Source organism: Pseudomonas coleopterorum, from assembly GCF_900105555.1.
In the GTDB taxonomy this organism is placed as follows: domain Bacteria; phylum Pseudomonadota; class Gammaproteobacteria; order Pseudomonadales; family Pseudomonadaceae; genus Aquipseudomonas; species Aquipseudomonas coleopterorum.
Window position 1 is genome coordinate 3,632,931 of the sequence record NZ_FNTZ01000001.1, and the last position, 14,853, is coordinate 3,647,783.

13 protein-coding genes are annotated in these 14,853 nt (G+C 63.3%); 5 read left to right on the top strand and 8 right to left on the bottom strand.

From position 1 onward, the window contains the following. The first annotated feature begins 197 nt into the window (after positions 1 to 197). Positions 198 to 2,681 carry a glycerol-3-phosphate 1-O-acyltransferase PlsB gene (gene plsB / locus BLV18_RS16270; protein WP_090360026.1) on the top strand — a complete coding sequence of 828 codons (2,484 nt, stop codon included), beginning with the start codon at positions 198 to 200 and terminating at the stop codon, positions 2,679 to 2,681. A 62-nt stretch (positions 2,682 to 2,743) separates the two neighbouring features. Further along, positions 2,744 to 3,145, top strand: a complete 402-nt coding sequence (locus BLV18_RS16275) for a YbaY family lipoprotein (protein ID WP_090360028.1) — start codon at positions 2,744 to 2,746, stop codon at positions 3,143 to 3,145. 18 nt (positions 3,146 to 3,163) lie between these two features. Here the strand turns inward: BLV18_RS16275 and BLV18_RS16280 are convergent, their stop codons facing one another. Both BLV18_RS16280 and BLV18_RS16285 read right to left on the bottom strand, forming a co-directional pair. Continuing rightward, positions 3,164 to 5,353 carry a TonB-dependent receptor gene (locus BLV18_RS16280; protein WP_090360031.1) on the bottom strand — a complete coding sequence of 730 codons (2,190 nt, stop codon included), beginning with the start codon at positions 5,351 to 5,353 and terminating at the stop codon, positions 3,164 to 3,166. Positions 5,354 to 5,490: 137 nt separating this feature from the next. Continuing rightward, positions 5,491 to 6,273: a class I SAM-dependent methyltransferase gene (locus tag BLV18_RS16285; RefSeq protein WP_244156878.1), complete on the bottom strand. Its 783-nt coding sequence runs from the start codon at positions 6,271 to 6,273 to the stop codon at positions 5,491 to 5,493. A 95-nt stretch (positions 6,274 to 6,368) separates the two neighbouring features. Between BLV18_RS16285 and BLV18_RS16290 the strand changes: the two genes are divergently transcribed. Next, complete coding sequence (locus BLV18_RS16290) at positions 6,369 to 6,983, top strand: hypothetical protein (protein WP_090360039.1); 615 nt, start codon at positions 6,369 to 6,371, stop codon at positions 6,981 to 6,983. A gap of 238 nt (positions 6,984 to 7,221) precedes the next feature. On the opposite strand, the gene BLV18_RS16295 is transcribed toward BLV18_RS16290, so the two are convergent. The 6 genes from BLV18_RS16295 to ppc all read right to left on the bottom strand — a co-directional run bounded on the left by BLV18_RS16295 (position 7,222) and on the right by ppc (position 13,632). Next, positions 7,222 to 7,911 carry an extensin-like domain-containing protein gene (locus BLV18_RS16295; RefSeq protein ID WP_090360042.1) on the bottom strand — a complete coding sequence of 230 codons (690 nt, stop codon included), beginning with the start codon at positions 7,909 to 7,911 and terminating at the stop codon, positions 7,222 to 7,224. Between the two features lie 47 nt (positions 7,912 to 7,958). Continuing rightward, positions 7,959 to 8,828, bottom strand: coding sequence for a DUF72 domain-containing protein (locus BLV18_RS16300; RefSeq protein WP_208598895.1), 870 nt, complete (start codon positions 8,826 to 8,828; stop codon positions 7,959 to 7,961). Continuing rightward, entirely contained in the window at positions 8,825 to 9,118 is a 294-nt protein-coding gene (locus tag BLV18_RS16305; protein ID WP_090360049.1) for a hypothetical protein, read from the bottom strand. The genes BLV18_RS16300 and BLV18_RS16305 overlap by 4 nt, the downstream gene beginning before the upstream one ends. A gap of 148 nt (positions 9,119 to 9,266) precedes the next feature. Then, positions 9,267 to 9,947 carry a tRNA (adenosine(37)-N6)-threonylcarbamoyltransferase complex dimerization subunit type 1 TsaB gene (gene tsaB, locus BLV18_RS16310; RefSeq protein ID WP_090360052.1) on the bottom strand — a complete coding sequence of 227 codons (681 nt, stop codon included), beginning with the start codon at positions 9,945 to 9,947 and terminating at the stop codon, positions 9,267 to 9,269. Between the two features lie 115 nt (positions 9,948 to 10,062). Next, positions 10,063 to 10,710 carry an adenylate kinase gene (gene adk / locus BLV18_RS16315; RefSeq protein ID WP_056844232.1) on the bottom strand — a complete coding sequence of 216 codons (648 nt, stop codon included), beginning with the start codon at positions 10,708 to 10,710 and terminating at the stop codon, positions 10,063 to 10,065. 276 nt (positions 10,711 to 10,986) lie between these two features. After that, positions 10,987 to 13,632: a phosphoenolpyruvate carboxylase gene (gene ppc, locus BLV18_RS16320; protein ID WP_090360054.1), complete on the bottom strand. Its 2,646-nt coding sequence runs from the start codon at positions 13,630 to 13,632 to the stop codon at positions 10,987 to 10,989. Positions 13,633 to 13,840: 208 nt separating this feature from the next. Between ppc and BLV18_RS16325 the strand changes: the two genes are divergently transcribed. Beyond that, complete coding sequence (locus BLV18_RS16325; RefSeq protein WP_090360057.1) at positions 13,841 to 14,185, top strand: pilin assembly protein; 345 nt, start codon at positions 13,841 to 13,843, stop codon at positions 14,183 to 14,185. A gap of 242 nt (positions 14,186 to 14,427) precedes the next feature. Further along, the gene (locus BLV18_RS16330) at positions 14,428 to 14,832 is read left to right on the top strand and encodes a DUF4398 domain-containing protein (RefSeq protein WP_090360060.1); all 405 of its coding nucleotides are present in this window, start codon (positions 14,428 to 14,430) and stop codon (positions 14,830 to 14,832) included. Positions 14,833 to 14,853 lie beyond the last annotated feature (21 nt).

A 14,853-nucleotide genomic window follows, 5' to 3' on the forward strand; every position in this document is an offset into this window, starting at 1 on the left:
CGATGTGGCTTTTTCGCGGCCACTGACCTCTCCTACTAAGCCATTCGAAATTGCTGCTGGTATGCCAGGCAAAATCTTGTAGGAGCGGCCAGTGGCCGCGAAAGGGCCAGTAGCCATACGCAGATATTCGCTGCCACCCTGCATCCCTTACCTCAGCAAAACCCGGTAAAGTAGCGTTTTCCCCCAAGCCCTGGCCTATGACCCGCTCACCTCTGCACCGCCTCGTGTTCGGCACCTTGCGCCGCTTGCTGTACCTGTGGGTTCGTTCCGAAACCATCAACCAGTCTTCGTTCACCCTGAATCTGGATCGCAGCCGGCCAGTGCTGTACGCCTTGCAGTCGCCCTCGCTGACCGACCTTGCCGTGGTTGACCGCGAATGCACCAAGGCCGGCCTGCCCCGTCCGGTACTGCCCGTGACCATCGGCGACCTCATGGAACCCACGGCGGTGTTCTATCTCACCCCGGACCCGGACTGGCTGGGTCGCCAGGACAAACGCGGCGCCCCGCCCACCCTGGCCCGGCTGGTCACGGCGCTGGCACAGAACGCCGGCGAAGATGCGCAGATCATTCCGGTCAGCGTGTTCTGGGGGCAATCGCCCGCCAGCGAGTCCAGCCCCTGGAAGCTGCTGTTCGCCGACAGCTGGGCGGTCACCGGGCGTTTGCGCAAACTGGTCAGCATCCTGATTCTAGGGCGCAAGACCCGCGTGCAGTTTTCCGAGCCGATCCATCTGGCCGAACTGGTGCAGCAGAACAAGGGCCACGAGCGGACGGTGCGCATGGCCCAGCGCATCCTGCGGGTGCACTTCCGCAACCTGAAGACCTCCGTCATCGGTCCCGACATTTCTCATCGCCGTCATCTGGTCAAAGGCCTGGTACGCGATCCCCTGGTGCGCCAGGCCATCGCCGAGGAAGCCGAGCGCGAACACATCACGCTGGAAAAGGCCGAGGCCCGCGCGCTGCACTATGGCAATGAAATCGCCTCGGACTACACCTACACGGCTATCCGTTTTCTGGAGGTGGTGCTCAGCTGGTTCTGGAACAAGATCTACGACGGCATCAAGGTCAACAACATCGATGGCGTGAAGGACGTTGCGCGCGGCAACGAGGTCATCTATGTACCCTGCCACCGCAGCCACATCGACTACCTGCTGCTGTCCTACCTGCTGTTCAAGAACGGCCTGACCCCGCCCCACATCGCTGCCGGCATCAACCTCAACATGCCGGTGATCGGCAGCCTGCTGCGCCGTGGCGGCGCGTTTTTCATGCGCCGTACCTTCAAGGGCAACCCGCTGTACAGCGCGGTGTTCAACGAATACCTGCACACCCTGTTCACCAAGGGTTTCCCGGTGGAGTATTTCGTCGAGGGCGGCCGCTCGCGCACCGGGCGCATGCTGCAGCCCAAGACTGGCATGCTCGCCATCACCCTGCGCAGCTACTTGCGCTCCTCGCGCATGCCGATCGTTTTCGTGCCGGTCTACATCGGCTACGAGCGTGTGCTGGAAGGTCGTACCTATTTGGGCGAGCTGCGTGGCGCGACCAAGAAAAAAGAATCGATCCTGGACGTGTTCAAGGTCATCGGCGCGCTCAAGCAGCGTTTTGGCCAGGTGGCGGTCAACTTCGGCGAGCCGATCAAACTCCACGCCTTTCTCGACGAGCAGCAGCCTGGCTGGCGCGAGCAGGAACTGGCACCGCAGTTCAAACCCGACTGGCTGAACGAAACCACACACCGCCTGGGCATCCGTGTAGCGCGTCACATGAACGAGGCCGCGGCGATCAACCCGGTGAACCTGGTGGCGCTGGCACTGCTCTCGACCAGCAAACTGGCGCTGGACGAAGGCGCCATGGAACGGGTGCTCGACCTGTACCTGACGCTACTGCGCAAAGTGCCCTACTCGCCTCACACCACCGTGCCCGAAGGCGACGCCCGCAGCCTGATCGCCCATGTCCAGGACATGAAGCTGCTGTCCGAACAGCGCGATGCCCTGGGCAGGATCCTGTACCTGGACGAACAGCACGCAGTGCTGATGACCTATTACCGCAACAACGTGCTGCATATCTTCGCCCTGCCCGCGCTGCTGGCCAGCTTCTTCCAGAGCACCTCGCGCATGACCCGCGAACAGATCCTGCGTTACGCCCATGCGCTGTACCCCTATCTGCAGGCCGAACTGTTCATCCGCTGGAACGACGAGCAACTCGACGAGGTGATCGACCAATGGCTGCAGGCCCTGGTCGAGCAAGGCTTGCTGCGCCTGGAGAACGGCGTGTACCTGCGCCCCGCGCCCAGCTCGCGGCAGTTCGTGCTGCTGACCCTGTTGTCGCGGGCCATCGCCCAGACCTTGCAACGCTTCTACATGGCGATCGCCCTGTTGCTCAACGCCGGCCAGAACACCCTCAGCGCCGAGGAGCTGGAAGACCTGTGCACGACCATGGCCCAGCGCCTGTCGATTCTGCATGGCCTGAACGCACCGGAGTTTTTCGACAAGAGCCTGTTCCGCCATTTCATCCAGACCCTTCTCGACCAGGAAGTGCTGCGCCGTGATGCCCAAGGCAAGTTGAGCCACCACCCGCTGCTCGACGAACTGGCCGAGGGGGCCGCCAAACGGGTGTTGCCGGCGGAAATTCGCTTGTCGATCCGTCAAGTCGCGCTGCACCGCAGCGAGGAAGCCGCCAACGGCCTGTAATCGGCGGCGGTCATTGCCTATGCTTTTGCCTGACGGCTCAAATATGTAAACGGAGATAGCTTATGAAACGCCTTTCACTGATCGTACTCAGTGCCCTCATCGGTGCCTGCAGCAGCCTGCAGCCTGCCAGCAAAGCCACCCTGGAAGGGGAAGCGTTCTATCTGCAGCGCATCGCCTTGCCACCTTCGGCGGTCTTGACCGTGAGCCTGCAGGACGTGTCTATTGCGGACGCGCCTGCCGTGGCCCTGGCCCGGCAAAGCGGCCCGATCACAGGCCAGGTACCGCTGCCGTTCAAGCTGGAATACGACCCGGCTCAAGTCAAACCGGGTCATCGTTATGCCGTGAGTGCCCGAGTCGACGCCGATGGGCACCTGTTGTTCATCAGCACCCAGCACCACGGTGTGACGCTGGATGGCAAGGATGAACAGCCGTTGCGCATCCGCATGGACGCCGCTGCGCGGTAACCGACAAAGCGGCGGTGTTCAGAACCGATAGATGCTGCTCAGCACCGCCGCGCGACCGTCCCCATATTCCACTGCAGAAGAGCGACTGTCGCTGCCGATGACCGTACGCACCCGCTCGACGTACTTCTTGTCGGTCAGGTTGCTCAGGTTCAGCTGCAGTTCGAGGTTGTCAGAGGCCTGGTAGCCCAGCATGGCATCGTGCACCCAATAGGCATCGAGTTTGGCTTGGTCCTGAGAAGTGAGGTTGCGCTTGCCGACGTGGCGCACTCCGTAGGCCAGGGTAATGTCGCCTGGAAGCTCGTAGGCAGTCCACAGGTTGAAGGAACGCGGGGCGGTATTGCTCAGCGCCTGCCCGACACGCTTGGGCGAAGCTACCGACTTGAGCGTCTCGCTGTTCTGCAAGGTGTAGTTGGCAAACACGTGCCACTGCTCGGTCAGCTTACCGGTCGCAGCCAACTCCAAACCCTGCACCCGCTGCTTGCCCGCCAGCAGGCTGGTGCCGTCGCTCAAACGCTCGCGAACGTTGTCCTTGACCACCCGGAACAAGGCGCCTTCGAGTTGCAGGCGCTCATCGAACAACTGCCACTTGGTCCCCAGTTCCCAGGTTTTGCCCTGTTCGGGTTCCAAGCTGTGGGTGCTTTCGGACAACCCGCCGCCGGAGGTGAGCAGGTTTTCGGCGGAGGGGTTGAACGAGGTGCCGTAGGCCACGTAGAAGCGGCCGTTTTCGGTGGGCTTGTAGACCAGGCCGGCGCGTTGACTGAAGACGCCCTCGGTGGAGCCGGCCTGTGCACGAACCCCGCTCGAAGCCCGACTATTGGCCTCTGCGCGCATGTGGTCGTAACGCAGGCCCAGGCTGAGATCCCACTGCTCGTCCAGGGCCAGGGTGTCGAACACGTACAGCGCCCGATCCTCCATGCTGTTATGCGCCACACTGGTGGGCGACTTGACCTTCGGCCCGCTCCAGTAGCCCGGTGGGTTGGCCAGGTCGTAGCCGTTCGCAGGATAAAAGGACTCCACGTCATAACCCGAGGCCTTGCGGTCGTAGGTTTCGCGCGACAGCTCGGCACCGACCACCAGGGTATGGCCCAGGCCGAAGGTATCGAAGTGGCCGGTAAGGCTGGTCTGATTCATGGCCAGGCGGGTGTGCACATCGCGTCGATAGGCCTGCGGCCCGGCCGGCAGGTAGCGGCCTGCCGGGAGCTTGGCGATTTTGACGTGGGAAGCGGACACGGTGGTATCGCGGTCGACCTGGCTAAGTCGCGTCAGGTTCTGCACGGTCCAGTCCGGGTTGATGTCGTGCTCGTATTTCACCGTCAGGCTGTCGGTGTCGGCTCGCTCCCGGTCCAGGTTGCGCCAGCCGTAGTAGTGGCTGGTCTTGACTCCAGGCGGACGCTTGCCATCGCGAGCGGGCACGCCGTAGTCGGGGAGGTTGTCATCGCTCTGGTGGAAATAGCTGAGGGTCAGGCGCGTATCGCTGCCGTGCCCGAAGGTCAGCGAAGGCGCCAGGCCCCAGCGTTGCTGTTCGATACGGTCGCGGCCCGGCACCTGGTTCTCGTGGGCCATGAGGTTCAGGCGAAACAGGGTACCGTCGCCGAGGTCGTGCAGTTGCTGGTTGGTATCGAGGGTCAGGCGGCGATAGCGATCGGTGCCGACACCTGCGCCCAGTTCGGTGAAGCTGTCGGCGAGCGGCAGCTTGGTGATCAGGTTGATGGCGCCACCGGTAGTGCCGGCGCCGCCGAACACCGAGCTGGGCCCCTTGATGACCTCGACCTGTTCCAGGTTGAACAGGTCGCTGCGGCGGGTCTGGGCAGAATCGCGCAGGCCATCGATCTGCAGATTGGCGTTGGCGCTGAAGCCACGGATATTGATGCTGTCACCCGAGCCCCCGCCGCCCTCGCCCGCATTGAAGGAAATCCCGGAGATATTGGACAGCGCCCGGCGCAGGCCCAAGGCGTTCTGTTCGCGCAGAACCTGACGCGGGACCACAGTGACCGTCTGCGGCACGTCGAGCAACGGCACGGCGTACTTGGCCGAGGCCGAACGCTGGACCTGATAGGGCGGCGCGGCCTGCTTGCCCGTCACGCTCAGTTTGTCCAGCTCCATCACTTCATGCCCCTCATGGGCATTGACGCTCGCAGCGCAACCGATCAACGCCAGGCCCAGCGCCGAACGGCGGGGCAACGTGCAAACTCCTGTAGAACGGTACATGTATACAGCCTCATTACAAATGAGACTTGATTCTATTTGAGCGTGCCGGGCTAAAACCGGCACGGAAAAAATCAGGACCGTTCCTACGCGCCCACGGGTACGGAAGTTCGCCGATGCCTACAGCACAAGGCTAATTCTCACGCTGGTTTGAGCGCTTTCTTCGGGTAGATATCGTAGCGACTGGATTTACCTTCCAGGGCATGGCTGGGTTTGACGCCCTCGATGCACGGTGCCTTGCGCGGTCGCTTGACCACCACTCGGTGGGTGGCCAACGCAAGGGCGGCGGCCAGCAGGGCTGGTGCATCCATGTCGTCGCCCACCAGCGGACGGAAAAGACGCATTTCCTTTTTTACCAGCGCGCTCTTTTCCCGATGGGGAAACATCGGATCCAGGTAGATCACCTGGGGCGCATCACCCTGCCACTGCTGCATGACCTCGATCGAGTTACCCGTGAGCAGCCGCATCCGTGCGACGATGGCACCCACCTCCGGGTCATTCCGGGCGCGGTCCAGGCCATCTTCGAGCAACGCGGCGATGATCGGCTGACGCTCCACCAGGCTCATGTCGCAGCCCAGGCTGGCCAGCACGAATGCATCCTTGCCCAGACCTGCCGTGGCATCCAGTACTCGCGGTCGCACGCCGGGTTGTACACCCACCGCCTTGGCAATCATCTGGCCACTGCCGCCGCCGTACAGCCGCCGATGGGCCACGGCACCTTCGACGAAATCCACCCGCACGGGGCCAGGTGCGTCCGCGCCCAGTTGCTGCAATTGCAGGCCGCTGTCGCCGAGCTCCAGGGTGAAATCGGCGTCGGCTAAGTGGCGAGGCAGCTCCAGGCGTTTTGCCCACCGTTCGGCCTGCGATTCGCAGGCCTCGTTCTGCGCCTGAACCTGGATGCGACCACCTGCTTGCTGCTCCACTGAAGATTCCTGTATCCGAAGGCTAAAAGATCGGCGTATGCCGCCGATAAGAACTTTGCCAGGCATTTTGCCAGAGCCCAAGCGTACCGAGTGCCATGTCCGTCATCAATTCCACAGCGCCAGGTTACATTTCGCCCACCGGCGACTTCAGCCAGCACAACATCCAGACTCTGGGGGCTGCGAGTGCGCTGTGGCAGGACTTCTTTGCACAGGCTTTGACCGAACAGGGCGAGGGGCAAGCTCAAGGGCAGGAACCTGCAGCAGGGGCCAGCGAATCGGCGACCGAGCCCAGCGCCGGGAGCGAGATTCTGGCGCACATTCTCATGCAACGCTTGTGCGATGTGCGCGAAACCGAAGTAAAGCCACCCGAGCCGCTGTTCCTGCCCAAGGCCGAGCTGGACCTGACCCTGCTGGACAAGGCCGCCGAGCCATTGCCCGAAGAAGACATGCTGGCGCAGCAGGCTCACCTGGCGTTCGACAGCCGTTGGGTTCGGCCGCTGGTGCTGAGCCCTGGACTCGAGGCATCCAACCCAGGCCCGGCCCCTGCCCCCCGAGCGTTGCACCTGCCGATCGCCGAACTGGATTGGCAGTTAGCCCGGACGTCGGAGCCGCTCGCGCAGACGACCCTCGACGAGCAATGCCATGCATTGGCGCTGGACCTGAGCTGGATGCGCCCTATTGTGCTGAACAATACCCGTCAAGCAGTTTGACCGACGCCGGGTTCATCCAGTTACACCGCATGCACCGCCGACGCGGCTCGCGCCGTTGCTACAGAGGCACGGTTGTGCTGAACAACACGCTTCAAGCGGTTTAACCGGCGCCGGGTTCATCCAGTTACACCGCGTGCACCACCAGACGTCGCACCATTCCCGCGTCCAAGCCATATCCCCTGTAGCAGCGGCGCGAGCCGCGTCCGGGATCAGCGCGGTGGTCGGAAATGAACACAGATCAACGACACACGCTCCAGCGTCCCATATCAAGGTGAAAATGGTTGCGGTGGGCAGCGTTATAATCGGGCCCCAACACGGTGTTGAAATGCTTGCACGCCCCATCGCGGACTTCGCGCAGGAAGCGCGCGTTGGCACTGTCGCCGGGCCAGTCCTTTAGAACGCTTATGCGCCGGCCATCGGCTAGGCGAAAACCGGCGATGTCCAGCGCGTTGGCGCTGGCGTGCTGGCTCAGGCGCCCTTCGCTGCGACCGTAGACATTGCGGCAGGCGAAGCTGCCCAGATGATCCACCTGCGTCACCGCTTGGCCGAAGGTGGCTTGCGCAGCCGGCTGCAAGGCCTGACGCTCGAACATCGCGAACGCCACGGCGACCGGACAGGTCGCCAGGAAGCTGCTGCTCAACCTGACCTCGCTGCCCTGCACGCGCAGCACATTCACCAACGGACACTTGGCATCGGCCGGACTGTTGGCCTGCTGGCTGTAGCGCACGGTAGACGTGGCCAGAGCCTGCACACAAAGCTTGGGATCACTTTGCAACCGACTGAGCTTGTAGCGCGTCAGAAAATTCACCGGCTCGGCGATGTCCAGTGGCGCCCATGGATTCCACCGGTCGGGCACCTCTATCCAGCCTCGCCATACGGCAACCGGGGCTGCGGCCAGCAGCAACAGGATGATCAGCAATCTCGACACATCGGCCTCGGCTCGGCATGGCTGCAGGGAACCGCCGCATTACCCGGTCAGAGCAGGCCGAGCTGCGCTGCCTGGGGCTGCGGAGGCAGTTCCCTTAAGGCCGGCAGCCCCGGCAAACGTTCCATCAGACGCTCGTGGAAACGCCGGGCCAGGGCTGGGGCGAACAGATTGTCGGCCGTGTGCAGAAAGATGTAGGGGGTGCGCCCCTCCTCGATCCAGCCGGCGATCTTCTCGACCCAGGGCGTCAGGAACGGCTCGTTGGCCTGCACCTGCGGATGACCGATGAAGCGTACCTGCGGGCTGTTGCTGAAAGCGGTCGGACGTGGAGGCACACGGGGCTTCTTGGATTGAGCATGAAGCACGGCGGGTGCGTCCGAGATGCAGCTGAACAAGGCCCGCGGGTCCAGGCAGATACGCTCGACATTGCGCTCGCGCAGCAGGTTGTTGAGCAGACGCTCCTCGTCGCCACGGGCGAAAAATGCGCCGTGGCGCACTTCCACGGCAATCGGCCGTTGCAGGATGTCGATGAAGCCCATCAGCTCCGGCAGTCGCCAAGGCGCGAATGACGCCGGCAATTGCAACCACAGCGGCGCCACTCGTTCACCCAGTGGATCGAGCAAGCGGCAGAAATCCTCCGCAGCGCCCAACTGCTCGCGCAGGTCACCGCCGTGGCTGATGTCGCGGGGCAGTTTTGCGGTGAAGCGGAAGTCCGACGGCATGCTTGCGGCCCAGCGTTCCACGGTACTGGGCGCAGGGCGTGCGTAGAAGGTGGTGTTGCCCTCCACGGCATTGAACAGTTGGGCGTACAGGGAGAGGAAATCGGGCGGACGCGCATCGTGCGGGTAGAAATCACCGCGCCAGGCGTTTTCACTCCATGAAGGACAACCAATGAAATAAGGCAGGCTGGGCACAGTCAGATATGCACGTCCAGGCCCAGCACCTCGTTATCCCACTCGACGAAGCCCTGGGTGCTCAGGTACATGCCCAAGGCGTCAGCGGCGCGGCGGCTCATCGAACGAGGGAAGATCATGTCCTGCTGGCGTGCAGGAAGACTGGCGCCCCGAGCGCGGGAGCGCTGGGGGGTAGGTTGCGCAGGAGCTTCGAATTCGCCTTCGATATCGTCGACGGCATCCTGCACCCGCGCTTTATCCGCAAGCGGCTTGCGCTTGATCGGGTAAGGCTGGGAGGAAACACCATCGATACGCATCAGGTTCACTCGATCTTCGAAAGAAGCCGGCGCCGGTCAGGCTGCGACTCAGGTGATCACTAGACCACACATTGCGACAAAGTTTTATCTTTATGGCAGATTCTGCCGATGAAATGCGCACTACAGGCGTGAACGCCGACAAAGCGTACTACAAAAGCGACTTTTTCGGGGTGGCGACGTTGTCGCGCAGGTAAACCGGCTGGGCGCCATCGGCAGGCAGTCCTTCACCGCGCGCCCAGGCGAAGCGGGCCAGCTCCAGCAGGTCCTGGGCATGGGGCAGCAGGTCGGCGTCGCGCCCCACGGTCGCAACGGCGATCCGCTCGGCATAGGTCCAGCCGGTGCCTGCACCGAACCACTCTCCCGTGGCCTGGGCCGGTAGCTGGGCCCGTTCGGGCGCAAACACCCCTTCCTCGCCCTGCAGGCGCATTTCCCCAGCGTGCTCCTGATAACAACCCCAGTACACCTCGTCCATGCGCGCATCGATGGCAGCCGCAACCTGACTCACACCGTTCTCGCGCCAGGCGCGTTGAGCCAGCAAGGCCAGGTTGGACACCGGCAGGACCGGCCGATCCAGGCCGAACGCCAGGCCCTGGACCACCCCTACCGCAATGCGCACACCGGTGAACGCGCCCGGCCCGCGGCCAAACGCGATCGCATCGACCGCCGTCAGCGCCACGCCCGCCTCGGCCAGGAGGGTCTTGATCATGGGCAGCAGCTTCTGCGCGTGCAGGCGCGGGATCACTTCATAGTGGCTCGACACCTTGCCGTCATGCAGCAAGGCGACGGAGCAGGCTTCAGTGGCAGTGTCCAGGGCCAGCAGGGTGGTCATCGAAAGGGTCCAGGCAATGGGTATGGGAAAAAAGCGATTATAGACAACTACGGCCCGCAAGCGGGCCGTTCATGGCAAGGCAGTGGCCGACACAAGAGGTATCGACGCCTTTCACTCAGCTCAGTGCAGCAAGCACCTTGGCGGTGATGTCGTTCACCGAGCCCACGCCTTCGACGTGGCTGCACTTGGGCTTGCCCTGCGCGGCCGACAGCTCGCGGTAGAAGGCCACCAGCGGCTTGGTCTGCGAGTGGTAGACCGAAAGGCGATGGCGCACGGTTTCTTCTGTGTCGTCCTTGCGCTGCACCAGCGCGTCACCGGTCACGTCATCCTTGCCTTCTTCGCGCGGCGGATTGTAGACGGTGTGGTAGACGCGGCCCGAGGCTTCGTGGACACGACGACCCGCGATACGCTGGACGATCTCTTCGTCATCGACGGCGATCTCGAGCACGTGATCGAGCTCCACGCCGTTGGTGACCAGGGCTTCGGCCTGGGGAATGGTGCGCGGGAAACCATCGAACAAGAAGCCGCTGGCGCAATCGGGCTGGGCAATGCGCTCCTTCACCAGGGCAATGATCAGGTCGTCGGACACCAGGCCGCCGCTGTCCATGACGCTCTTGGCCATGACGCCCAATTCGGTACCGGCCTTGACGGCAGCGCGGAGCATGTCGCCGGTGGAAATTTGCGGGATACCGAATTTTTCGGTGATGAATTTTGCCTGAGTACCTTTACCGGCCCCGGGAGCTCCCAGCAGAATCACGCGCATCGATGTGCTCCTCTCGATTTTTATAGATAGTCGTCAGATCTGCTTCCGCCGCGCTGACGGCAGAAGCCCTTCCCAAAAAAAATGATGGCCGCGGAACGGCCAAAGGCTGATCAAGATACACAGCGTGCACGGGGCACACAAGCCACCGAAAGTCGCAGGCACCTGCCCCCGCAGAGGCTGCCTGGCACGGGTTGCACCGGGTGCCACCGCCAATCGGTTGCACCCTGGGTCACAGCTGCCCAGGCACGGGCAGGTCGTACCCATCGACCGCCTGGGTCAGCCGGTATTGCGCAACCCAGCGGCGATACCGGCCACGGTCACCAGCAACGCCTGTTCCAGAGGGCTGTCGAGTGCCGCTTCCCGCGTGCGCGAACGCGCCAGCAACTCAGCCTGCAGCAGGTGCAGCGGATCCAGATAGGTGTTGCGCAGACGGAAGAACTCCAGCGTCGTCGGGCTGTGGGCGAGCAGGTGGGTCTGGCCGGTCAATGCCAGTACCGCCGCGCAACAATGCGACAATAGGTCGCGCAGCTCCGCACCCAACGGCTGCAGGCCAGGCTCGACCAGACGCAGGTCATACAACGCGGCAATTTCCGCATCGGCCTTGGCCAGCACCATTTCGAGCATGTCGATACGCGTGCGGAAGAACGGCCACTGCGCGCGCATCGAAGCCAGTCGTTCGCCTTCACCCTGTTTCAGCGCTGCGCCTAAAGCTGCTTCCCATCCCAACCAGGCGGGCAGCATCAGCCGTGTCTGGGTCCAGCCGAAGATCCACGGGATGGCCCGCAGGCTCTCGATCCCGCCCTGCCGACGCTTGGCCGGCCGGCTGCCCAAGGGCAACCGGCCCAGTTCCTGTTCGGGCGTGGCCTGGCGGAAGTACTCGACGAAGTGCGGATGCTCGCGCACCACCTGCCGGTACGCCTTGACGCCCTGCCCCGCCAGCTGGTCCATGACCGTGCGCCAGGCAGGCTCGGGCAAGGGCGGCGGCAGCAAGGTGGCTTCCAGCACCGCGGCTACATAGAGGTTGAGATTCTGCTCGGCGATGTCCGGCAGGCCAAATTTGAAACGGATCATTTCACCCTGCTCGGTGGTGCGGAAGCGCCCGGCCACCGAGCCCGGTGGCTGCGACAAGATGGCCGCATGGGCCGGACCGCCACCCCGGCCCACGGTGCCGCCGCGACCGTGGAACAGCAACAGCTCGACACCATGGGCCTGGCAGATATTCACCAGGGTTTCCTGCGCCCGGTACTGCGCCCAGGCGGCCGCCGTGGTCCCGGCGTCCTTGGCCGAATCGGAGTAGCCGATCATCACTTCCTGCGGGCCTTGCAGACGGCTGCGGTAGTCCGGCAACTGCAGCAGGCGTTCGAGCACCGGCCCGGCATTGTCGAGGTCGGCCAGGGTTTCGAACAGCGGCACCACGCGCATCGCTCGGCGTAGCCCGGACTCCTTGAGCAGAAGCTGCACCGCGAGCACGTCGGAAGCGGCGCCGGCCATGGAAATCACGTAGGAGCCCAGCGATGCGGCCGGGGCTGCCGCCACTTCCCGGCACGTGGCCAGCACTTCGGCAGTGTCCTCGCTGGGTTCGAAACAGGTGGGCAGCAGCGGCCTGCGATTGGCCAGTTCGCGCACGAGGAATTCGATTCGCTCATCCTCGTCCCAGTCGTCATAGCGACCCAGTCCCAGGTATTCGGTGATCTCGCTCAGCGCACTGCGATGGCGGGTCGAATCCTGACGCACATCGAGGCGCACAAGGAACAGGCCAAAAGTCACGGCGCGGCGCAGGCAGTCGAGCAACGGCCCATCGGCGATCACGCCCATGCCGCACGCATGCAGCGAGTCGAAGCACAGCTGCAGCGGCTCGATCAGTTCGCGATTGTCCTGCAGCACCTGGTCGTCGGCCGGCTGATCGCCCGGCAGTGATGCCTGAGCCCAGTTGCGCGTGGCGCGCAAGCGATCGCGCAACTGCTTCAACACGGTGCGATAGGGTTCGCTGCTGTCGGGCGCCTGCGCCATGAGCGGCGCACTGGCCTGTTGCATGGACAGATCGGCGGCCAACTGATCGACATCGCGCAGAAACAGATCGGCCGCCATCCAGCGGGCCAGCAACAGCACTTCGCGGGTGACCTTGGCCGTGACGTTCGGATTGCCATCGCGGTCGCCGCCCATCCACGAGGCGAAGCGGATCGGTGCCGCGCTCAACGGCAGACGTTGCCCGGTGGCGGCGTGCAACGCGGCGTCGACCCTGCGCAGATGACTGGGCACCGCCTGCCAGAGCGAGTTCTCGATGACCGCAAAGCCCCACTTGGCCTCATCCACCGGCGTCGGCCGGGTGCGGCGGATCTCCTCTGTATGCCACGCCTCGGCGATCAATCGCTGCAGTCGCTCACGCACTGCGTTGCGCTCGGCGCTGGTGAGGTCGCGGTGGTCGTGCAAGGCCAGTTGTGCGGCGATGGCGTCGTATTTCTGGATCAAGGTGCGACGCGCCACTTCAGTTGGATGTGCGGTCAACACCAGTTCGATATCCAGCGCCCCCAATTGCTGCGCCAGTGCTTCGGGACGATGACCGGCAGCCGTGAGCCTTTCCAGCAACTCGCTTAGTGCGAGGTTTTCGAAGGGCTCGGGCTGGCCTTCGTCGCGGCGACGGATGAGCTGGTATTGTTCGCAGATATTGGCCAGGTTGAGAAACTGGTTGAACGCGCGGGCCACGGGCAGCAGTTCTTCCTCGCCGAGGTCGTCCAGGCTGGACCTCAGTTCGGCACTGACCGCATCACCGGTCGGATCCCGTCGACGGTCCGCCTTGGCGCCACGACGAATGCGCTCGATCTTTTCCAGAAAGGCATCGCCGTACTGCTCACGAATGGTATTGCCCAGCAATTCGCCGAGCAGGTGCACGTCTTCGCGCAGGCGCAGATCGATATCGGACATCGGCATTCTCCGTGGCTTGGAAACGGTTTGCCCGTCCAGCCAGCCCGGCGCGGCGTGTGATTGGATCGCCTGGGCCACTGAACAAGCACGGGAAAAATGGCTCTACAACTCATCTATGCAGCTGATCTGCAGTAGAGAGTGCCCCAGCCAAGCCGAGGCTGACAAGCGTGGTGGAGCGGGGCGTGAACAACCTGCGCGAGAGGTGTTTATGAAGATTCACGAGCTGGCCGAGCATTGGGAACAGAACGCCAAGGGTCGCCTGACCGACACCGGTATCAACATTCACCTGGACATGGAGTCGGCAGCGCGCCTGGCGGCGCTGACCCAGATGTACCCCAAGCACCACGCTCAGGAACTGCTCGGCGAGCTGATCGGGGCGGCACTCGAAGAGCTCGAGGGCAGCTTTCCCTACGTCAAGGGGACCAAGGTCATCGCCACCGACGAGGAAGGCGATCCTCTGTATGAAGACATCGGCCCGACGCCACGCTTTCTGGCGCTGTCACGTGAACACCTGCAGCGTCTGAAAAACGCTGTGGACGACAGCGCACATTGACTGTGGATCGAGGAGTTTGCGAAAACTCCTACATGCAGAATCCACCCCGTCAGATGGCCTGAAAAAAACCTTGATATTTCAGGTTAAAATAATACAAATCAATAGGATAGTGCTCAAAAGCGATTGTAGACTCGGGCAAAGAAGAGCCAGGACATGGCCATCGATCTGTCCGCAGTTCGCCGCGGCAACTGGCCCGAGTCGGCGTGCCGCGCAAAGCGGACGAAGCAATCAATCGCTGTTCAATGGAGCACTATCGCGTGAATACATCCAGCGTACGGTCGTCTTACGGCCCTTTGAAAACAGCCCTCTTGAGCCTTGCCGCGGGTGCCGTCCTGACAGGCTGCGCCGGTGTAGCGCCGGTCGAGCAATACGCTGTCACCCAATCGGCGGTCAATGCTGCGGTCAGCGCCGGCGGTACCGAGTTCGCCGCCGTCGAAATGAAGTCCGCCCAGGACAAACTCAAGAGCGCCGAACTGGCCTTGCACGGCAAACACTACGAGCAGGCACGCCGCTTGGCCGAGCAGGCCGAATGGGACGCCCGGGTTGCCGAGCGCAAGGCTCAGGCCGCCAAGGCCCGCCGCGCCGTCGAAGACGCCCGTCAAGGCGTTCAGGATCTGCGCGAGGAAGGTCTGCGCGCCGCTTCCTGACCCCGACCCCGCGTTTCTTTT